This window comes from Bradyrhizobium huanghuaihaiense (assembly GCF_025200885.1).
In the GTDB taxonomy this organism is placed as follows: domain Bacteria; phylum Pseudomonadota; class Alphaproteobacteria; order Rhizobiales; family Xanthobacteraceae; genus Bradyrhizobium; species Bradyrhizobium huanghuaihaiense.
In genome coordinates, this window is sequence record NZ_CP104172.1 from 126,657 (window position 1) to 147,240 (window position 20,584).

Here is a 20,584-nt window from a genome sequence, read left to right on the forward strand (position 1 = left end):
GCTACATGCCCATGCCGCCATCGACCGGCAGTCCGATGCCGGTGATGAAGCGCGCCTCGTTCGAGCACAGGAACACCACGGCATCGCCAATGTCCGTGACCTCGGCGAGACGGCCGAGCGGGGTTTGCTCCACCACCGAGCCGACCGCGGCGTTGACGTCAGGCGCGAGACCGATCTTCACGATGTCGTTGGCGAGCTGCATTCCCATGTCGGTCGGGATCAGCCCGGGATAGATGCAGTTGACGCGCACGCCATAACCGAGCTTGCCGGCCTCCATCGCAGCGACCCTTGTCATGCGATCGACCGCAGATTTCGTGCCGGAATAGACCGCGATGCTCGGGAAGGCGATCGTCGCCGCGACGGAAGCGATGTTGACGACTGCGCCGCCCTTGCCGGCCGGCCCGCCCGGGCGCATGGCGCGGAAGGCGTGCTTCATGCCGAGCACGGTGCCGACGATATTGACGTCGCACATCCGCCGTGCGTCCTCGGCCCTAACCTCGGAAATCAGCGACGTGACCTCGATGCCGGCATTGTTGATCAGAATGTCGTAGCCGCCGAGGGTTGCGACCGTCTTGGCAACCGCCCGCTCCCATTGAGCGTCGTCGGTGACGTCGAGCTGGACGAAGCCCGTCGTGACATCCTCCTTCGCGATAGCGGCTGCGCTGGCGCGGCCGGCCTCCTCCAGGATGTCGGCGATCATGATCGAGGCGCCGGCTCGCGCCAACGCTTGCGCGATGGCCGCGCCGATTCCTCGGGCACCGCCGGTAACCAGGGCTTTCCTGCCTGCAAGGCTCTTCCCGCTCATGACGCACTCCTCCGTTGCTGGTGATTGATCGATTCGTGCTGCGCCAATCGGCGCGCACCAAGTCGATGGGCGCAGGCCTTTTCGGCGGCACCCAGCGAAGCGTTCCTCCATGGTCGGACGTCTTGACGACTGTCCAAATTCTTGGTGCGAACCTCCGCCAGAAACTTGACACTTGTCAAGAACGAATTTGACAGTTGTCAAAGGAAGTGGTTGTGAGGGGATGAAGCATTCCGCGGTCGACGCGGTATAAGCCCTTGAAAGAACGGGACTGAGGAAGGGACGAGATGGCGCGGCAGGTGACGGGAGCGGCCCGGCGTGTGGCTGATGCGGCCGAGGTGCTGCGCGACGAGAAGTTCAACGCGCGGCGCGTCGAGCTTGCCGAGGCCGCGCTCGAGACACTTGGAGAGCTCGGCTTCGCACGCACGAGCCTGCGCGAAATCGCGCAGAACTCGGCGTTCACGCACGGCGTGTTCCACTATTATTTCAGCGACAAGCTCGATCTGATCTGCTGCTGCGTCCGCCACTACAAGGCGAAGTGCGTGACGCGATATGACGAGGTCGTCGCGACAGCAACGAGCCGCGACGAACTGACGGAGGGTTTCCTCGCCAAGCTCGCAGCAACGCTGCAGAACGAAGCCCGTATGCACCGTCTTTGGTACGACCTGCGTTCGCAAGCGATGTTCGAGGCGGCGTTTCGCAAGGATGTAATCGAGATCGACAAGAGCCTGGAAGCGATGATCTGGCGCATCGCCTACCGCTATGCCGAGCTCGGCGGCAAGCGGCCGGCGTCGTCGCCGGCCGCGCTCTATGCGCTGTTCGACGGTCTGTTCCAGAGTGCGCTGCTCAAGCACCTCGCGGGTGACAAGACGGCGATTCCCGAACTGCTCGATGAAGTCCGGCGCCTGCTGCCGACGGTCTGCTGACGCGCGGCAGCACCCGCGAAGCTTCCGCATCGTCATTGCGAGGGGCGCGCGACAAAATTGCGAAACAATTTTGCGCTGATGCGACGAAGCAATCCAGAAACCCTCCGCGGAGAGATCCTGGATTGCTTCGCTACGCTCGCAATGACTGTGGGGAGAGATCTTTCTCGCATCACTTCACAAAGCCGAGCCCTTCGCGCGCGGTGTCGACGGCCCATTTGTCGGTCGGCGGCAGCGCGAGCACGCTGTTGAAATCCGCGCGCGCATGTTTGGCGTCGGACATCAGCATGTAGAGAAGGCCGCGATTGGCCAGGGCATCCTGGCTTTTGGGATCGAGTCGAAGCGCCTCGTTGTAGTCGGCGAGCGCGCGGTCGTGCTGTCCCATGTCCCGAAACACGCCGGCGCGATCCTTGTAGGCGTCCAGATTCCCCGGCTGTAACCGAATCGCTTCGTCGAGATCGGCAAGGGCGCGTTTGTCGTCGCCCTTCCTGTGCAGGACGACGCCTCGAATGCGATAGGCCTTCGGGAAAGCCGGCGTGATTCTCGTGACGTCATCCAGCTCCCGGATGGTGCCGTCGATGTCGTCCTTGTTCAGGAACACAATGGCCCGGCAATAATGGCCGCCGGCACTTCCGGGCTCGAGACGGACGGCGCTGTCGCAATCGTCCAGGGCTGCATCGACCTCGCCCTTGTTGAGACGAATGTTGCTTCGCAGCTCGTAGGGCCAGGCAGCGGCTGGATTCCGCTGCATCGCCTCGGTGTAATCGGCGGCGGCCCGATCGGCGTCGCCCTTCACCGCATAGACCTGCCCGCGCATCATGAGCGCACGGTAGGCCTGCTTGGGGCTGCGTTCGATGGCCTCGGTGAAGCCGGCGATCGCGAGATCGAAATCGCGGTGATTGAAATATTCCTCGGCGCGCGAGGTGTAGGGCGCGCCATAGTCGGGATCGAGACGAATGGCCTCGTTGTAGTCGGCCATGGCGTGATCGCGATCGCCTTTGGCGGAATAGGCACGCCCGCGGCAATGATAGGCCCGCCCGAAATTCGGATCGATCCGGATCGCGGCGCTGCAATCCTCGAAGGCGCGATCCTTGTCGCGCTTCATGTAATACGCTTCACCACGCAACTCGTAAGCCGCGGCATTGGTCGGGTCAGCCGCAATGATCTCGGTCTTCTCGGCGATGACATGATCGTTCGACGCGTCGTCAGCGTGGGCCACGACCGTGGCAGCAATGATGACAGAGCAGAGCAGACCAAAGGCCCGGCCAATCGAACCGCAAATCATGTGGCAATATCCCGTACAGAAATCGGGCCGGTCGCAGGTGGATTGATGGCGCAATACGCCAGCGCCCGGCTGCAATATGTCGCAGACGGCGCGGTGCGGGTTCGAACGGGGGGAGAGACTTACGCCGCGGTCGCCGGCGGCAGCGCGAGCACCGAATAGATCGCCTGGGCGTCGCGCGAGGCGCGGAGCTTCTTGGCGATGTCCTGGTCGCGGAGCAGGCGGGCGATGCGTGCGAGCGCCTTGAGGTGGTCGGCGCCGGCGCCTTCGGGGGCGAGCAGCAGGAAGACGAGATCGACCGGCTGGCCGTCCATCGACTCGAAATCGATCGGACGATCGAGGCGCGCGAACAGGCCGAAGATCTTTTCCAGCTTGGGCAGCTTGCCGTGGGGAATGGCGACGCCATAGCCGACCGCGGTGGTACCGAGCTTCTCACGCTGCAGCAGCACCTCGAACACCGAGCGTTCGTTCTGCCCGGTGAGCTCAGCGGCCTTCGCCGCAAGCTCCTGCAGGGCCTGCTTCTTGCTGTTGACCTTCAATGCCGGGAGAATCGCCTCGGGTGCGACCAGATCGGTAATCGGCATGGAAGGTTTCCGAGGTGAATTAAACCGACAGGTTCCGAATTGGCCAGCTTGGAAAGAACCACGCCGGGCCGGCGTCAAGAAGGTGAAGCAGGAGGGGGACTTAGCCCCGATCCTGATGTGGGGCGCTTCTACTCCAACGCAATCCCGGTGCCAACTGCTGCGTGCGGCTTTGCCCCGGTCATTGTTAAGGGCTGCGGATGATACGGGGCCCGATTTTGGGCCCTAACCGCCCGCCTTCCCGTCGCCTTTGGCCCCGGGCGGGTCGACCCAGCCCACATTGCCGTCGGCGCGGCGGTAAATGATGTTCACGCGGCCGCTGGAGCCATGCTGGAATACCAGGCAGGGTGCCCCGCTGAGGTCCAGTTCCATGACGGCTTCGCTGACCGAGAGCTGCTTCAGCGAGGTGGTGGCCTCGGCGATGATCACGGGGCTGTAGCCGGTGATCTCCTCCTCGTCCTCCCCTTCGCCAGGCGCCTCCAGCACGTAGGCCGTGGCGTCGAGCGCGGCCAGCGCCGCATTGGCGACATGGGTCTTGCGGGCCGAACGATCCTTGAGCCGGCTCTTGTAGCGCTTGAGGCGCTTCTCGATCATCAGGAGCGCCTGGTCGGCGCTGGCATAGGCGTCGGGCGCGTTCGAGTCGGCCTCCAGCGTGATACCCGAATCCAGATGCAACGCGCAGTCGGTGCGGAAGCCGAAGCCATCCTTGGAGAGCGTGATGTGGCCGGAATAATTGCCGTCGAAATATTTGCGCAGGACCTCTTCAGTCCGGTCGGTAACGCGGCCGCGCAGGGCCTCGCCGACGCTGACACTCTTTCCGGAAATTCGAAGGGTCATGTGATGCCTCGCTTGGTTACGCCGAGCTGCAATGACGCGTCATCGCAGCTGGGGTTGTTCCCTGCGCATGGTCCGCTCGGAAAACCGCTGGGTCCTTTTCCGGATCATGCGCATGCTTGGACCGGTCTCGATGGGGGATTGAGAGTAGCGCGATTTGGCGCGAGCGCAATCAGGCCGGCTCGGTGTTGCGGGAGCGATCGGACAGTGCGGTGGAGAGGACGTTACCAAGAGCGCTCTGCTTGTCGCGGCGGCGTTGCACCGAGGAGGGAATGCGCATGGCTTCGCGGTACTTCGCGACCGTGCGGCGGGCAATATCAATGCCCGAGGCGCGTAACCGTTCCACGATGGTGTCGTCCGACAGGATCGCGGAGGGCGCCTCCGAATCGATCAGCTGCTTGATGTGGTGACGCACGGCTTCGGCCGAATGCGCCTCGCCGCCGTCGGCCGAGGCGATCGAGGCCGTGAAGAAATATTTCAATTCGAATGTGCCGCGATTTGTCGCCATGTACTTGTTGGCGGTGACGCGCGACACCGTGGATTCATGCATCTGGATGGCGTCGGCGACGGCCTTCAGATTCAGCGGCCGCAGATGCGCGACGCCGTGGGTGAAGAAGCCGTCCTGCTGGCGCACGATCTCGGTTGCAACTTTCAGGATGGTGCGGGCGCGCTGGTCGAGCGCGCGCACGAGCCAGGTGGCGTTCTGCAGCGCATCGGTGAAGTAGGACTTGTCGCCGTCCTTGCCGATCTTCTTGGACAGCTCGGAATAGTAGGTCTGGTTGACCAGCACGCGCGGCAAGGTGTCGCTGTTGAGCTCGACATGCCAGCCGCCGTCCGGACCCGGGCGGACATAGACGTCGGGCACCATGGTCTGGAGCCGGGCCGAGCCGAACTTCATGCCGGGCTTGGGATTGAGGCGGCGGATCTCGCCGATCATGTCGGCGATGTCCTCGTCATCGACGCCGCAGAGCTTGCGCAGGGCGGCGATGTCGCGCTTGGCAAGCAGGTCGAGATGCTCGACGAGGGCCTGCATCGCGGGGTCGTAGCGGTCGAGCTCGCGGAGCTGGATCGCCAGGCATTCGCTCAGGGAGCGCGCGCAGACGCCGGGCGGGTCGAATTTTTGCAGCACGGCGAGGACGTCCTCGACCTCCTGCTGCGACGCGCCAAGACGTTCGGCGGCCTGGCCGAGATCGGGCGGCAGATAGCCGGCCTCGTCGACGAGGTCGATCAGGTACTGGCCGATCATGCGCTGCGCGGGTGCGGTGAAGGCGACCGAGAGCTGCTCGGCGAGATGGTCCGACAGCGTCGTCTCGGCCGCGACAAAAGCCTCGAGATTGTAGTCTTCGTCACCCGAGGCGCCGCCGCCCCATTCGGTATAGGTGGTCGGTGCCGCGTCCTGGGCGTTGCGCGCCGCGGCCTCGGCCGGCTCCTCGGAGAAGACGTTGTCCAGGCCCGTGTCCAGGGTCTGCTCGATCTCGGCGCGGGTGCCGAGATCCTTGCTCATCCATTCTTCCTGGCCCGGCTCGAAGGCCTCGCCCGAGCCACCGCCCGGCTCGTCGCCATTGCTGCCGCCGAAATCATCGCCGTCGCTGAACTGGCCGGCCTCGGCCGGGGCCTCGGTGGGCGCCTCGTCACTGGCCCGTTCCAGCAGGGGGTTACGCTCGAGTTCCTCTTCCACGAAGGTCGTGAGATCGAGATTGGACAATTGCAGCAGCTTGATCGCCTGCATCAGCTGCGGCGTCATGACCAGCGACTGCGATTGCCGGAACTCTAATCTCTGCGTAAGCGCCATGAAGCAAGAACCGATCCCAAGAAGTTGGTCCGATTTTTGCTTATCCTAGTCTCAGCCCGATGTACACGTCTTGACGAATTGGAAAAAAGGGCTAGAGGCGGAATTCCTCGCCAAGGTAAAGGCGGCGCACGTCCGGATCGGCGACGATCTCATCCGGACTACCCTCGGTCAGGATTTCACCGGCATAGACGATGTAGGCGCGATCGGTGAGGCCGAGCGTCTCGCGCACATTGTGGTCGGTGATGAGCACGCCGATGCCGCGATTGGTGAGATGGCGAACGAGATCTTGGATGTCGCCGACCGCGATCGGATCGATGCCGGCGAAGGGCTCGTCGAGCAGCATGTAGTTCGGACGCGTCGCCAGCGCGCGCGCGATCTCGACGCGGCGACGCTCACCGCCCGACAGCGCGATCGACGGTGATTTTCGCAGGCGCGTGATGTTGAATTCGTCGAGCAGCGAGTCGAGCTGCTGCTCGCGCTTCTTGCGCGAGGGCTCGACAACTTCGAGCACGGCACGGATGTTCTGCTCGACGGTGAGGCCGCGGAAGATCGAGGCCTCCTGCGGCAGATAGCCGATGCCGAGCCGCGCGCGCTGATACATCGGCAGCTTAGTGACGTCGTGACCGTCGAGCTCGATCGCGCCGCGATCGGCCTTGATCAGGCCGGTGATCATGTAGAACACGGTGGTCTTGCCGGCGCCGTTGGGGCCGAGCAGGCCGACCGCCTCGCCGCGACGCACATAGATGCTGACGCCGCGCACCACCTGGCGGCTGCCGAAACTCTTTTCCACGCTATGCACAGCCAGGAAGCCCGGCCGCTTCAGAAGCTGCGGCGCGCCGCCGCCGTTCGGCTTGGCGGCCGCCCTGACCGGATGGACCGCCTGCGCCCGCGGCGGCTCGGGCTGGTAATCGACCTGGTAATCGTCTTGATAGCCCCCTTGATAATCCCCTTGGAACTGGTCGGGCGCGTGCATCGGCTGGTCACGGGCGATCGGCGGCGCGTCCCGCACGGGGCTTGGCACGAGGCCACCGACGCTGTCACCGAGGGCGGTGATGTCCTGACGTGCAAATCCTGGCCGGCCGCGCTTGGCGGGGCGCCGACGGAACATGCTGAAGAGATCGACCATCCCCGCCTTCTAGCTTTTCGCGGCATTTCGCGCGATCTGCCGCCCCGGCTTAATCGATTCGCCGACGCAGCATGAGTGAAGGGATGTCCCATGCCCAATGAAACACGCCCGGTAAGCGGCGGACCCCGCTTCGAAAGCCCTTCGCGCTAGATACAGTCTCGCCGGGCAAGCTTCAACCTCGGATCGGGGGCATCCGAAACAAGCCGTTGAATTTACTTTGGTTTAGTTGCACCGGGCAGCTGCAAGGGCGACCCCGCGGCGGGCTTGCCGCCTTGCCCGCCCTGGGCACCCGGGCCGCAATCATTGCTGCCGCCCTGCGGCAGCAGGGCCTGCACCCTGCCGCTATCCGACTCCACCCGCGAGACGCCCGTCGTCATGTCGACCATCAGACGGTCGCCGCGCAGCACGTTCTTGCACTGCGTCAGGACCACCTGGCCGCCGCTGCCACCGAGCATGGTGATGAGGTTGGTCTTGGTGTCGAACACGGCGGTCTCGCCGGTCACCACCTGATCCTTCTGGGTGACCACCACATTGCCGCGCGCCTCGAGCCGCTTGATCGACGAGGCGCCGCCGGGCCCCGGTGTCGCCGACTGCATCGGCGCGCCGGTGCTGCTGCTCTTGGCTCCCTTCGCCGCAGGCTGCGCCGGCGCGGGCTTGTCACCGCCCGACTCGTAGAACACCACCAACGTCTTCGAGGTCATGGTGGTGTCGCCCTGCACGACCTTCACATTGCCGGCGAAGGTCGCCTCCTTCTTCTTGTCGCGCATCTCGAGCGAAGCGGCCTCGATCTGGATCGGCTGATCGCGGTTCTGCGAGAAGCCCTGCATCGCGTTCGGCACGCCCTGCATCGTGCTCTGCGCGATGGCCGCACCGCCAGCGACCAGCGCGACGCCGACGGCCAGCGCGGCCGCACCGATGATGGCGCGACGCTTGTCCTCGTTGCGCGGAAAAATCCTGATCATGAAAATCACTTTGAATTGGCAGACTTGTTCTTTGACTTGGCCGGCGGCGGCGCGGGCTCGGCCGGCGCAGGCTGCGCGGCGGCACCGTCGTCGAGCTTGTCCAGGTGCATCACCACATTGCCTTCGAAGCGGATGACGTCGCCGCCCTCCGTGATTCGCAGGCGATCCGCGGTCAGCGTGCCGTTGGTCAGCTTGACGTCGACACGCTCGTCCGAGGAGACGGTGCCCTTGCCCATGTCGACGAAAGCCGAATTCAGCCGCGCCTCATAGCCGGTCGAGGTGCGCAGGAAGATGTCCTTGTGCAGGTCGAGCTGCTGCTGCTTGTTGTCGAAGCGGCCGGTGCGCGCATCGAGGAACAGGGTCGACTGATCCTCCATCAGCACCTTCGCGCGCAGATCGGCGAGATCGACATGATCAGGGTCGGTGATGTCCTGCGTTGCCGTTTTGGCCCAGAGCTCGTAGGGCCGGCGGTCCGGCGTAAAGCCGGACATATGCGGCGATTCCATCGTGATCCTGGTGCCTGTCACCACGAGGTTTCCGGAGTCGAGCTTGAGAGGGATCGTGAAAGGATTGAGGAAGGTCGAGACGGCGACGATCGCGGCGATGGACGCGATCACCGTCACCGGCACTGCGACGCGCAGAATCCGCACCAGGCGGCTGTGGCGCGCCGCTCTGGCAAACTTCGCCGCAAGCGCGGCGTCGTAGGTGGGATTCTGGGCCGAATTCACCGCTGCTCCAGAGGGTCGCTCGCCTTGTCCGGTTGAAGGCCGCGCCATTGTACCCGGCGGCGGCCGAATGTGCAGCCCGCGAGAGGCCGCAGGAAAGTGTCCGAAACGGGGCGCCGGCCCGGCCTATTTACGCATGATCTCTTCGGAAAACCGCTTCGCACTTTGCGCTGGCGCGGCCCTTCGGGTCCGGATCATGCTTTGGAGGCCCGCTCAGGCCTCAGGAATGCGCAAAGATGTCCTCTTCCTCCCAGCCCTGGAGGTCGAGCAGAGCGCGGGTCGGCAGGAAGTCGAAACAGGCCTTTGCCAGCTGGGTGCGGCCCTCGCGGACCAGCATGGCGTCGAGCCGCTCGCGCAGGGCATGCAGATGCAGCACGTCGGAGGCGGCGTAGGCGAGCTGCGGCTCGGTCAGGCTGTCGGAACCCCAGTCGCTGGACTGCTGCTGCTTGGAGAGGTCGACATTGAGCACCTCGCGCACGAGGTCTTTCAGGCCGTGGCGGTCGGTATAGGTGCGGGTCAGGCGGGAGGCAATCTTGGTGCAATAAATCGGCCCGGTCATGACCCCGAAGGTCTGGTACAGCACCGCGACGTCGAACCGCGCGAAATGGAAGATTTTTGTGATGGCGGGATTGGCCAGCAGGGCCTTCAGGTTCGGCGCGTCGGTGTGGCCCTTCGGGATCTGCACCACGTCGGCGCTGCCGTCGCCGGGCGAGAGCTGCACCACACAGAGCCGGTCACGGTGGGGATTGAGCCCCATGGTTTCGGTGTCGATCGCCACCGCTCCGGTGTAACGGGACAGGTCGGGCAGGTCGCCGCGGTGCAGGCGTACGGTCATGGCGTTTCAAAACCTCGGGTCGAATCGGACTTTTGGAACAATAGGCTCATTTCGGATTGCCCGCGATGTATCCACTCGGGGCAGGCCGCGCAAGCGCCCGTTCAGATCGCGGCCAGCATGATGCAGATCATCGCTGCGACCGTGGTGCGGCTGGGGCCGTCGCGGAAGGCATACAAAATCGGATCATCCGGCATCTCGCGGCGATGCGCCATCATCAGGGCCCGGCCGAACCAGTACAGCAGCAGCGGGGTCATGAGCCACAGCATCCAGGGGCGGCTGTAGAGCGGCGTCACCGCGGTTGATGACACATAGAGCGAGAACACGGTCACCGCGTTCATGGCGCTCGCCGCCGCCATCGCGGCGATGACGTGCAGATCGGTGATCCGGTAGTCGCGGTTGGAGGGATCGGCGAGACCGGCGCCCTCGCGCATGCTGAGCTCGCTGAAGCGCTTGATTAAGGCGAGCGAGGTGAACACGAACAGCGAGAAGATCAGCAGCCATTCCGACAGCACGACGCCGACACCGACGGCGCCGGCGACGATGCGCAAGCTGTAGAGCCCGGCGAGCGTGACGACGTCGAACAGCATCTTGCGCTTGAGCACGAGCGAATAGGCGATCGTGGTGGCGAGATAGGCGCCGAGCACGCCGAGGAACAGCGGCGAGATGAAGAGGGAAGCTGCGACCGCAAACAGCCACAGCGCGGGGATCGCGAGCAACGCGGACGAGATCGGCACATCGCCGGACGCGAGCGCGCGGTGGCGCTTGGTCGGATGCTGCCGGTCGGCGGCGAGGTCGAGCAGATCGTTCATCAGATAGGCGCCCGAAGCGCAGGCCGAGAACGCCAGGAACGCGAGCAGCGCGTAGCCGAGCGTCGTGAAATTCATCTGGTGCGCGGTGATAACGGGCACGAACACCAGCGTGTTCTTGGCGTATTGGTAGACGCGCAGCGCCTTCGCCCAGGTCTTCAGGCTCGCAGGGCTGCTGTTGCGTGCACCGATGCGCTCGATCGCGGCACGATCGAACGGCAGGCTGCCCGCGGCGAGATCGGCCGGCGTGACGACGCCATCGAAGCCGAGATGCGAGGCGATGCCGGCGGCATGATCGGCGAAGCGTCCCGCGACGAGATAGATCTTCTCGCCCCGCGCCCGCGCCGCCAGCGCCCGGTTCAGCACGTCGGGATCATAGGGCAGGTGGGCGTAGTCGATCCTGGCCCGCGCCAGGATCGCCGTGAGCGCCGCCATGCCCGCCCGTCCGCCGGCGCCGAAGCGGGCCAGCATGCGGCCGGGGCTGGAGAACAGCGCCTCCATCAGCAGCTCGGACCGCAGCAGGGCGCCCTCGAGATCGATCACGAGCGTCCGCGCCGCGGCCGGATTTGCCGACGGCTCGGGGACGCCAGGATCGTAATGCCAGGCAGGCTGCTCCATCCGAAAACGCTCTTACTCGCCGCGGCATGACCGGCCCGAGGGGGCCGGGGAGCAGGGGAAATGGATGGCCGGAACCCTATGCGAACATTCGCTAAAGGCGGCTTAATCGGCCGGATTTCGGCCTACGGCAGCGGTCTCTCCTTCCCTCCCCCCTTGCGGGGGAGGGTCAGGAAGAGGGGTGCCACACGGGGACTCTTTCCGTCGCGCACCTGCCCTTGGTACATCCTTAACAATCTCTGCACCTTTTCCTGGGCTACCCCCTCCCTAGCCCTCCCCACAAGGGGGGAGGGAACGCACCTCCGTCGGAGCGCTCGGCAGGCGCCCCGTGAAAATCGTCCGGGCATACTTATCTGTTGCGAGCTTCCCGCACCGACTGCCCCGCTCACCGCGAATGGAATGTGATGACTGAACAAACGCTCGCCGCGCCGATCGACGACCAACAGGACCGCAAGCGCGGCTTTTCGCGCTACCAGGCGCTCCTCATCGCGCTGCTGGCGTTCACGCAGTTCACCATCATCCTCGACTTCATCATCATGTCGCCGCTCGGCGCCATCCTGATGCCCGCGCTCAACATCACGGCTGCGCAGTTCGGCATCGCGGTGTCGGCCTACGCCTTCAGCGCGGGACTTTCCGGCATCCTCGCCGCGGGCTTTGCCGACCGCTTCGACCGCAAGCGCCTCTTGCTGTTCTTCTATGTCGGCTTCACGCTCGGCACCCTGCTCTGCGCCATGGCGCAGAACTACCACGTGCTGCTGATCGGCCGGATCGTGACCGGATTGTTCGGCGGCGTGATCGGCTCGGTGGTGCTGGCCATCATCACCGATTTGTTCGCGCTGCATCTGCGCGGCCGCGTGATGGGCTTCGTGCAGACCGCATTCGCCGCGAGCCAGGTGCTCGGCATTCCCGCCGGGCTGTTTCTCGCCAATCACTGGAGCTGGCAGATCTGCTTTGTCGCGATCGTCGGCCTGTCGATCGTCACGATCGCCATCATCGCCTTCGTCATGGAGCCGGTCGACGCGCATCTCCGGCTCAAGCAGGACAGAAACCCGTTCCACCATCTGATCGCGACGGTCGGTGAGCCGCGCTATACGCTGGCCTTCGCCGTCACGACGCTGCTTGCGACCGGCGGCTACATGCTGATGCCGTTCTCGAGCGCCTACACCGTGCACAATCTCGGCATCGACATGCTGCATCTGCCGACGATCTATCTCGTCTCCGGCCTGTTCAGCATCGTCACGGGGCCGCTGGTCGGCCGCGCCAGCGACGCGTTCGGCAAATATCCGACCTTCGTGTTCGGCTGCGCGATGACCGTCGTGATGGTGCTGATCTACACCCATCTCGGCCACGTCTCGCTTACGACCGCGATCACCGTGAACGTGCTGATGTTCGTCGGCATCTTCTCGCGCATGATCCCGTCGCAGGCGCTGATGTCGGCGGTCCCCGACCCAACCCAGCGCGGCTCGTTCAGCGCGGTCAGCGCCTCGCTGCAGCAGCTCTCCGGCGGTCTCGGCTCAGTCCTCGCCGGCGCCATCATCGCGCAGGCGCCCGACGGCGCGCTGATCCATTTCGACCGGATCGGCTACGTCGTCGTCATGACGACGATCGTCACGCTGGTCGCGATGTATTTCGTGCAGAAGGCGGTGGCGGAGCGGACGGGGAAGCGGGTGGTGTGACGGGGAAGCGATCTCGGCAATCATCACAGCCATGCAGTCATCAGCGACGGCAAGCAAGACGCAGACAATCGCGATCCCGGGACCCCAGGGCCCGCTCGCCGGCACACTGCTCGCGCCAGGACCGCCCGGCGCACCCATCGTTCTTATCGTCCCAGGCTCCGGCCCGACGGATCGCGATGGCAATGGTCCAACGGGGTTAATGGCATCAACCTATCGGTTGCTGGCGGAGGGTCTGGCAACACATGGCATCGCGAGCGTCCGGATCGACAAGCGTGGCCTGTTTGGCAGCCATGCCGCGGTCGCCGACCCCAATTGCGTGACGATCGATGACTACGCCGCGGATGTGCGTGCCTGGGTCTCGACGATCCGCGGGCTCACAGGAGCGCCCTGCGTTTGGGTGCTGGGGCATAGCGAGGGCGGACTGGTTGCGCTCGTTGCCGCACAGGACGCGCCGGACCTTTGCGGACTGATCCTGGTTGCGACAGCCGGCCGCCCGCTCGGCGCTGTCCTCCGCGAGCAATTGCAATCAAATCCGGCAAATGCGCCGATATTGGATGAAGCCTTGTCGGCGATCACTCAACTCGAAGCAGGCCGGCGCGTTGACCTGACCGGAATGCATCCCGCGCTCCTGCCATTGTTCTCACCTGCGGTGCAGGACTTCCTCATCAATCAATTTTCGTTCGATCCGGCGAGGCTGATCGCGACCTGCCGCCAGCCCGTTCTCATCGTGCAGGGGCAGCGCGACATCCAAATCGGACCCAGCGACGCCGAGGGGCTATGGCGCGCCAACCCCGCCGCTCGGCTCGCCGTGCTTCCGGACACCAATCATGTGCTGAAGACCGTCGCTTCCGACGATCGAACCGCGAACATCGCGACGTATTCTGACCCCGGCCTTCCCCTGGCCCCGGGCGTGGTCGACGCGATCGCCACGTTCATCGCGTCAGGCGGCGACCTCCGCTAGGAGGGTCAGCGGCTCAACTTCTCTACAAATGAGCGATTTCAACCACTTGGGAGGGTGGTGCCCAGGAAAGGACTCGAACCTTCACGGCCGTTAAGCCACTGGCACCTGAAGCCAGCGCGTCTACCAATTCCACCACCTGGGCATGCCGTTTGGGGCACGGAGGCGGTTACTACGGTTCGGTGACGCCGTTGTCAATTCATGCGTTGCGATGCGGATTGCGCATCGCAAACCGGACCGGTAGAAGCCTGATAATACGCACTCTTCCCGCAAGAATGGACCCCAGGAATAGATCTCATGGCATCGAATCTGGAAACTCTCGTCACGGTTTTCGGCGGATCGGGGTTTTTGGGCCGAAATGTCGTCCGCGCGCTATGCCGGCGGGATTACCGGGTCCGTGTTGCGGTGCGGCGACCGGAACTGGCCGGATACCTCCAGCCCTCCGGCAAGGTCGGGCAGGTCCATGTCGTCCAGGCCAATCTGCGCTATCCGGCCTCGGTCGAGGCGGCGCTGCGTGATTCGCACGTCGTGATCAATCTGGTCGGCATACTTGCCGAAAGCGGCGCGCAGACCTTCGACGCCGTCCAGGCAAAGGGCGCCGAGACCGTCGCCAAGGCGGCGGCCGCCGCGGGCGCTCGCCTGATCCATGTCTCCGCGATCGGCGCCGACGCCGAATCGCCCTCGCTCTACGCCAAGGCCAAGGCCGCCGGCGAGGCGGCCGTGCTGGCCGCGGTGCCCTCGGCCACTATTTTCCGCCCCTCGGTGATGTTCGGCCCCGAGGACCAGTTCACCAACCGCTTCGCGGCGCTGGCCCGGATGTCGCCGGTGCTGCCGCTGATCGGCGGCGACACCCGGATGCAACCGGTCTATGTCGGCGACGTGGCCACCGCAATCGCGGATGCCGTCGACGGCAAGGCCAAGGCGGGCGCGACCTACGAGCTCGGCGGGCCGGAAGTGCTGACCATGCGCGAGATCATCGAGGCGATCCTCGAGATCACCGCCCGCAAGCGCATGCTGGTGCCGCTGCCGTTCGGCCTCGCCCGCTTCCAGGCCAACTTCCTGCAATTCGCGCCGGGCGCGTTCAAGCTGACGCCGGACCAGGTCACGTTGCTCGAGCGCGACAATATCGTGTCCGATGCGGCGAAGGCGGCCGGGCTGACGCTGGAAGGCCTCGGCATTACAGCCGATTCGCTGGAGGCGATCGCCCCGCAATATCTCTGGCGCTTCCGCGCGGCCGGTCAGTTCCAGCGCATGAGCGTGTGAGGGCGTTTCACCTCTCCCGCTTGCGGGAGAGGTCGATCGCGAAGCGATCGGATGAGGGCTTTCTCCTCTTGGGGAGTCTCTTTGTGGAGGCACCCTCTCCCCTACCCTCTCCCGCAAGCGGGAGAGGGAGCGCACCGTCAGCGCGGCAACAGCGTCAAAACTTCAGCTTCTTGAACACCGCTTCCGGCAGCGTCTTGATGATCAGCATCACGAGGCGCCATTTGCCGCTGACGTAGATCACGTCGGTCTTGTTCTCAACGGCACGCAGGATCGCATCGCCGACGACCGGCGCCTCGACGGTGAGCGGGCCGATCAGCTTCATGCCCTCGGTCATTTTGGTGCGGACGAAGCCGGGCTTCACCGTGACGACGTGGACACCGCCGCGGCTGGCGCGGGCTCGCAAGCCGGAGAGAAAGGCGGAGAAGCCGGCCTTGGCCGAGCCGTAGACGTAGTTCGAGGCGCGGCCGCGATCGCCGGCGACCGACGACACGCCGACGAGCGTACCGCTGCCACGGCCTAAAAACTTTTCCGCGAACAGGCCGAGGATCAGCGACGGTCCCTCGTAATTGGAGCGCATGATCGTGGTGGCGTGGGCGAGATCGCTCTGCGCGCTCTCCTGCGTGCCGAGCAGTCCGACGATCGAGATGACGACGTCAGGCAGCGCCGGCAGACTGCCGACAAAGCCCTCGAACGCGGCGGTGTCGAGCACGTCGAACCTGTAGACACCGACCTCGACGCTGTAACGCGTGCGCAGATCGGCGGCATCAGGCTCCAGCGCGGCGCCGTCGCGGCCTGCGAGGCCGACATCGTAGCCGGCCTTGGCAAAGGCGCGCGCGGCGGCGCGGCCGATATCGGAGGTGCCACCCAGCACCAGAACGGACTTGCGTGACGTCACGGCCTAGACCTCATCGAACAGGCGTTGTGAAAGTTTCGAGCGGATGTTGCCGTTGGGATCGAGCGATTTGCGGATCGCGTTGAAGCGGCGCAGGGCCGGATAGCCGGCCTCGAACGTGGCGCGCGACTGACGCGCGTCCTTGGCGAGATAAAGCCGGCCGCCGGCCGCGACGACGAGACGGTCGATCTCGTCGAGGAAGTCCAGGATGTCGCCCTTCACGGGAAAATCCAGCGCCAGCGTGTAGCCGGGCAGCGGAAACGACAGGAGGCCGTCGCCCTGGCCGAGCTTCTTCAGCACGGCGAGGAAGGAGGCATCGCCGCGACGCGCGACGCGTTCGAGGATGTCGCCGAGCACGGCGCGCGCGCCGGCTTCCGGGATCACGCATTGGTGCTGCAGGAAACCGCGCTTGCCATAGATGCGATTCCAGTCGCTGAGGCTGTCGAGCGGGAAGAAATAGGGATAGAGCGAGACCACATGGCTGCCGCCGGCGCGCCGCGCGCCCATGCGGTAGTAGAGCTCGTTGAAGGCGCGGATGCTGTAGCGGTTCAGCGTCATCGACGGCATGTCGATTGGTACGCTGAGGCCGGGATCCTTGCCGACCGGAAATGCGTCGGCACCGTCCGCAAGCTCATCTCTATTGGCGTGCTCGCCGAGATAGATCAGCGATCGGCCGAGACTGCGGCCGCGCGCGGCGCAATCGATCCACGCCACCGAATAGGTCGCGGTATCGCCCGCATCGAGCGCGCGCATCGCCGCATCGAGATCGGATGCGGAAATCACCCGCTCGCGGATCCATCCCGTTTCGACCGGCCGCAGCCGCATCGTCGCTTCGAGAATGACACCGGTGAGGCCCATGCCGCCGACGGTCGCGAAGAAAGCATCGGAGTTCTGTTCGCGCGAGACCTCGATGGTCTCGCCCTGCCCGGTGCGCAGCAGGATGCTGTCGAGGTAGCGGCCGAAGCCGCCCTCGCAATGATGGTTCTTGCCGTGCACGTCGGACGCGATGGCGCCGCCGACCGAGACGAAGCGCGTGCCGGGCACGACGAAGGGCAGGAAGCCGCGCGGGCCAAAAGTGTCGATCAGGTCCGCCAGCAGCACGCCGGCCTCGAGGCGAATGCGGCCCGTGGCCGGATCGAACGACCTGATCCGGTCGAACCCGGTCATCCCGACGGTCCTGGCAGCGCCGATCGCGGCATCGCCATAGGCGCGGCCGTTGCCCCGCGCCACCGAGCCGGTCACATCAGCGACGGCGTCGCCCACGGCCTCGAACGAGCGCGGACGCAGCAGATCGGTATCGACGACCGGGAAGCGTCCCCAGCCGGAGACGAGGGTCATGGTTCAGCTCCTGTGCCGGGCGGGGACCGCCCTGCGTTGGAAACTGCCTACCGGTCAAAAGCTTATTTTACGTTGAAGGCGCGGGTCCAACCCAACGGCGTAGCCCGGATGGAGCGCAGCGCAATCCGGGAATCGTGCCACAAACGACTGCCGTCCCGGATTACGCTGCGCTCCATCCGGGCTACGGGCCATAAGCTTACCGTCCCAGCGCCAGCGCGATCAGGCCGAGCGTGCCGACGATGACGCGCCACCAGGCGAACACCACGAAACCGTGGCGGGTGACATAGGTCAGGAACGTCTTCACCACGATGATCGCGGTGATGAACGACACGATGAAGCCGATCGCGACGATACCCGTGTGGTCCATCGTCATCTCGGAGCGGTTCTTGTAGAAGTCGTAGGCGAACGCGCCGATCATGGTGGGGATGGCGAGGAAGAACGAGAACTCCGCCGCCGCGCGCTTGTCGGCGCCGAGCAGCATCGCCGCGACGATGCTGGCACCGGAGCGCGACACGCCCGGGATCATCGCCACGCACTGCGCGATGCCGATATAGAGATACATCAGCAGCGGGAACCTGGTGGCATCGTGCTCGCGCGGCTTGAGATCGAGCTTGTCGACCCAGAGCAGGATGGCGCCGCCGACGATCAGCGTGAAGCAGACGACCCAGGGGTTGAACAGCACGCTCTTGATGTATTTGCCGGCAACGAGGCCGACGACGACAGCGGGCAGGAACGCGACCAGCACGCCGATCACGAAACGGCGCGCATCGGCATCGCCCGTGAAGAAGCCGATCACGACGTCCCAGAGCTTCCTGAAATACAGCCCGACGATCGCGAGGATCGCACCCAGCTGGATCAGAACGGTAAACGAATCCCAGAAGGCGCCTTCACCAAGATGGAAGAAACGCTCGGCGAGCAGCAGGTGGCCGGTCGAGGACACGGGAAGGAACTCGGTCACACCCTCGATGATGCCGAGGATCACTGCCCGTATTGCGTCTGACATATTTACGGTCCATTTCCGCTGGAAAAGCGGGGCTCTTCTCGCCTATTCCCCCCAATGCTGCAATCGCTAAATGCGGCATCGCGCTCTTGCTTCGCGGTTTTGAAGGACTAGTGTGGCGCCGCACAAACATTGATGGAATCTTAAGCACCATCAAATAGTCAAAGGCTTCATGTTTACGCTGTTTCATCATCCGTTCTGTCCGCATTCGCGCTTCATCCGCCTGATCGCGGGCGAATACGGGCTCGACCTCAAGCTGGTCGAAGAGCGCAGCTGGGAACGGCGCGAGGCATTTTTGCTGCTCAACGCGGCAGGCACCACACCTGTGCTGGTGGACGACGAGCAGCCGCCGATCCCGGGCGCGGCGATCATCGCCGAATATGTCGACGAGGCCTATGGCGCCGGGATGGGACCCAAGCGCCTGATGCCGGAGACGGTCACCGAGCGCGTCGAGGTGCGCCGGCTGATGGCCTGGTTCAACGAAAAGTTCTTCGAGGAGGTTTCGCACCCTCTCGTCACCGAGCGCATCTACAAGCGCTTCATGAGCGAGGAGAATGGCGGCGGTCCGCCATCGGCCGACGTGATGCGCGCGGCCAAGGCAAACGTGCGCTATCATCTGGCCTATATCGGCTGGCTGGCGCAGACGCGTAACTTCCTCGCCGGCGACCGGCTGACCTACGCGGATCTCGCCGCCGCGGCGCATCTCTCGGCGATCGACTATCTGGGCGACGTGCCATGGAGCGAGGACGACGCAGCAAAGGCGTGGTACGCGCGGGTGAAATCCCGCCCGTCGTTCCGTCCGCTGTTGAGCGAATGGCTGGCCGGCGTGCCGGCGTCGCGGACCTACGTGGACCTGGATTTCTGAGCTCCAATCCGACTGAACTGAAGACGGCGCTCGAACGCGAGGCGCGCGCGCTCGGCTTCGACTGCGTCGGCGTCACGGCACCCGGCACGATCGAGACCGCCGGACAACATTTTCTCGAATTCATTGCGTCGGGCGGACACGGCGACATGGACTGGCTCGCGGCGCAGCCGGAGCGGCGCGTCGATCCGCTCGGGCTGTGGGCCGACGTGCGCAGCGTGATCATGCTCGGCGTCAATTACGGTCCCGACTCCGATCCACTGGCGATCCTGAAGCAGCGCACGCGCGCGGCGATCTCGGTCTATGCGCAGGGCGACGACTATCACGACCTCATCAAGAAACGGCTGAAGGCGCTGGCACGGTGGCTGGTCGCGACCGCGCCGTCGGACGTGAAAGTGTTCGTCGACACCGCGGCCGTGATGGAGAAGCCGCTCGCGCAGGCCGCGCATCTGGGCTGGCAGGGCAAGCACACCAATCTGGTCTCGCGCGAGTTCGGTTCCTGGCTGTTCCTCGGCGCGATCTACACCACGCTGGATCTGCCGCGCGACGATGCCGAGATCGATCATTGCGGCTCGTGCCGGGCGTGTCTCGACATCTGCCCGACCGCAGCATTCCCCGCGCCCTACAAGCTCGACGCGCGGCGCTGCATCTCGTATCTGACCATCGAGAACAAGGGGCCGATCCCGCACGAGTTTCGCAAAAGCATCGGCAATCGCATCTATGGCTGCGACGATTGCCTCGCGGCATGCCCCTGGAACAAGTTTGCGCAGGAGGGACGCGAGGCCAAGCTCGCGGCGCGTGATGAATTGCGCGCACCATCGCTTGCCGAACTTGCACGGCTCGACGATGCCGCATTCCGTGCGCTGTTCACGAAGTCCCCGGTCAAGCGCATCGGCCGCGACCGCTTCCTGCGCAACGTGCTGATTGCGATCGGCAACTCCGGTGATGCGGCGTTGGCGAAAGAGGCGCGGCGATTGCTGGATGATGCGAGCCCGCTGGTGCGTGGCGCTGCGGTGTGGGCGTTGGGGCAGCTGGTGTCGCGGGAAGAGTTTGAGGCAATGAAGCTGACTGCGGCGAGCAACGAGCACGACGACAGCGTTCGCGAGGAGTGGCGGGCCGCTTCCTGACCCAGCGCTGTCATTCCCCGCCTAGTGCGCAATTGCGCACGGGGGCGGGGAATCCAGTACGCCGCGGCTTCTCGATTCTATCACTGCTGTCTCGGAGTACTGGATCGCCCGATCAAGCCGGGCGATGACAGTAGCGCTTGTGGCAACGACGCTCGCCCTCACCACACTTGATTTCCCCACCCATT

General features: G+C 64.9%; 19 protein-coding genes and 1 tRNA gene. 6 read left to right on the forward strand and 14 right to left on the reverse strand.

Features of this window, described 5'->3' with window-relative positions; genetic code table 11:
* Position 1 precedes the first annotated feature (1 nt).
* Complete coding sequence (locus N2603_RS00550) at positions 2-805, reverse strand: SDR family NAD(P)-dependent oxidoreductase (protein ID WP_260387300.1); 804 nt, start codon at positions 803-805, stop codon at positions 2-4.
* 284 nt (positions 806-1,089) lie between these two features.
* Here N2603_RS00550 and N2603_RS00555 point away from each other — a divergent pair, with 284 nt between their 5' ends.
* Positions 1,090-1,728 (forward strand): TetR/AcrR family transcriptional regulator, encoded by a 639-nt coding sequence (locus N2603_RS00555; RefSeq protein ID WP_260387302.1) that lies wholly within the window; start codon positions 1,090-1,092, stop codon positions 1,726-1,728.
* Between the two features lie 169 nt (positions 1,729-1,897).
* Here the strand turns inward: N2603_RS00555 and N2603_RS00560 are convergent, their stop codons facing one another.
* The 9 genes from N2603_RS00560 to N2603_RS00600 form a co-directional block, all read right to left on the reverse strand.
* Positions 1,898-3,010: a tetratricopeptide repeat protein gene (locus tag N2603_RS00560; RefSeq protein ID WP_260387303.1), complete on the reverse strand. Its 1,113-nt coding sequence runs from the start codon at positions 3,008-3,010 to the stop codon at positions 1,898-1,900.
* A 119-nt stretch (positions 3,011-3,129) separates the two neighbouring features.
* Positions 3,130-3,591 carry a PTS IIA-like nitrogen regulatory protein PtsN gene (ptsN, locus tag N2603_RS00565; RefSeq protein WP_027514736.1) on the reverse strand — a complete coding sequence of 154 codons (462 nt, stop codon included), beginning with the start codon at positions 3,589-3,591 and terminating at the stop codon, positions 3,130-3,132.
* Between the two features lie 222 nt (positions 3,592-3,813).
* Positions 3,814-4,425 carry a ribosome hibernation-promoting factor, HPF/YfiA family gene (hpf, locus tag N2603_RS00570; protein WP_260387304.1) on the reverse strand — a complete coding sequence of 204 codons (612 nt, stop codon included), beginning with the start codon at positions 4,423-4,425 and terminating at the stop codon, positions 3,814-3,816.
* A 169-nt stretch (positions 4,426-4,594) separates the two neighbouring features.
* Entirely contained in the window at positions 4,595-6,214 is a 1,620-nt protein-coding gene (gene rpoN / locus N2603_RS00575) for an RNA polymerase factor sigma-54 (protein WP_260387305.1), read from the reverse strand.
* Between the two features lie 91 nt (positions 6,215-6,305).
* The gene (gene lptB / locus N2603_RS00580; protein WP_260387306.1) at positions 6,306-7,340 is read right to left on the reverse strand and encodes an LPS export ABC transporter ATP-binding protein; all 1,035 of its coding nucleotides are present in this window, start codon (positions 7,338-7,340) and stop codon (positions 6,306-6,308) included.
* A 212-nt stretch (positions 7,341-7,552) separates the two neighbouring features.
* The gene (locus N2603_RS00585; protein WP_260387307.1) at positions 7,553-8,302 is read right to left on the reverse strand and encodes an LptA/OstA family protein; all 750 of its coding nucleotides are present in this window, start codon (positions 8,300-8,302) and stop codon (positions 7,553-7,555) included.
* Between the two features lie 5 nt (positions 8,303-8,307).
* Entirely contained in the window at positions 8,308-9,030 is a 723-nt protein-coding gene (gene lptC, locus N2603_RS00590; protein ID WP_260387308.1) for an LPS export ABC transporter periplasmic protein LptC, read from the reverse strand.
* A 217-nt stretch (positions 9,031-9,247) separates the two neighbouring features.
* Positions 9,248-9,862, reverse strand: coding sequence for a ribonuclease D (locus N2603_RS00595; protein ID WP_100177813.1), 615 nt, complete (start codon positions 9,860-9,862; stop codon positions 9,248-9,250).
* A gap of 101 nt (positions 9,863-9,963) precedes the next feature.
* Positions 9,964-11,286, reverse strand: coding sequence for a UbiA family prenyltransferase (locus tag N2603_RS00600; RefSeq protein ID WP_260387309.1), 1,323 nt, complete (start codon positions 11,284-11,286; stop codon positions 9,964-9,966).
* 401 nt (positions 11,287-11,687) lie between these two features.
* Here N2603_RS00600 and N2603_RS00605 point away from each other — a divergent pair, with 401 nt between their 5' ends.
* Together N2603_RS00605 and N2603_RS00610 are read left to right on the forward strand one after the other, a co-directional pair.
* On the forward strand, positions 11,688-12,959 hold the full coding sequence (locus tag N2603_RS00605; RefSeq protein WP_260387310.1) for an MFS transporter: 1,272 nt from the start codon (positions 11,688-11,690) through the stop codon (positions 12,957-12,959).
* Positions 12,960-13,158: 199 nt separating this feature from the next.
* Positions 13,159-13,920, forward strand: coding sequence for an alpha/beta hydrolase (locus tag N2603_RS00610; protein ID WP_260387311.1), 762 nt, complete (start codon positions 13,159-13,161; stop codon positions 13,918-13,920).
* Between the two features lie 55 nt (positions 13,921-13,975).
* On the opposite strand, the gene N2603_RS00615 is transcribed toward N2603_RS00610, so the two are convergent.
* Positions 13,976-14,062: transfer RNA gene (locus N2603_RS00615), tRNA-Leu, on the reverse strand.
* Between the two features lie 152 nt (positions 14,063-14,214).
* Between N2603_RS00615 and N2603_RS00620 the strand changes: the two genes are divergently transcribed.
* On the forward strand, positions 14,215-15,180 hold the full coding sequence (locus N2603_RS00620) for a complex I NDUFA9 subunit family protein (RefSeq protein WP_260387312.1): 966 nt from the start codon (positions 14,215-14,217) through the stop codon (positions 15,178-15,180).
* A gap of 154 nt (positions 15,181-15,334) precedes the next feature.
* Here N2603_RS00620 and N2603_RS00625 read toward each other — a convergent pair whose 3' ends face one another.
* The 3 genes from N2603_RS00625 to N2603_RS00635 all read right to left on the reverse strand — a co-directional run bounded on the left by N2603_RS00625 (position 15,335) and on the right by N2603_RS00635 (position 18,413).
* Entirely contained in the window at positions 15,335-16,075 is a 741-nt protein-coding gene (locus N2603_RS00625; RefSeq protein WP_260387313.1) for an SDR family oxidoreductase, read from the reverse strand.
* Between the two features lie 3 nt (positions 16,076-16,078).
* A complete protein-coding gene (locus N2603_RS00630) occupies positions 16,079-17,410 on the reverse strand; it encodes an FAD-binding oxidoreductase (RefSeq protein ID WP_260387314.1) in 1,332 nt (443 codons plus the stop codon).
* 196 nt (positions 17,411-17,606) lie between these two features.
* Positions 17,607-18,413 carry an undecaprenyl-diphosphate phosphatase gene (locus tag N2603_RS00635; RefSeq protein WP_260387315.1) on the reverse strand — a complete coding sequence of 269 codons (807 nt, stop codon included), beginning with the start codon at positions 18,411-18,413 and terminating at the stop codon, positions 17,607-17,609.
* A gap of 169 nt (positions 18,414-18,582) precedes the next feature.
* Here N2603_RS00635 and N2603_RS00640 point away from each other — a divergent pair, with 169 nt between their 5' ends.
* Complete coding sequence (locus N2603_RS00640; protein WP_018645042.1) at positions 18,583-19,275, forward strand: glutathione S-transferase family protein; 693 nt, start codon at positions 18,583-18,585, stop codon at positions 19,273-19,275.
* Positions 19,224-20,399, forward strand: coding sequence for a tRNA epoxyqueuosine(34) reductase QueG (gene queG, locus N2603_RS00645; protein WP_260387316.1), 1,176 nt, complete (start codon positions 19,224-19,226; stop codon positions 20,397-20,399). The genes N2603_RS00640 and queG overlap by 52 nt, the downstream gene beginning before the upstream one ends.
* Positions 20,400-20,584: the final 185 nt, after the last annotated feature.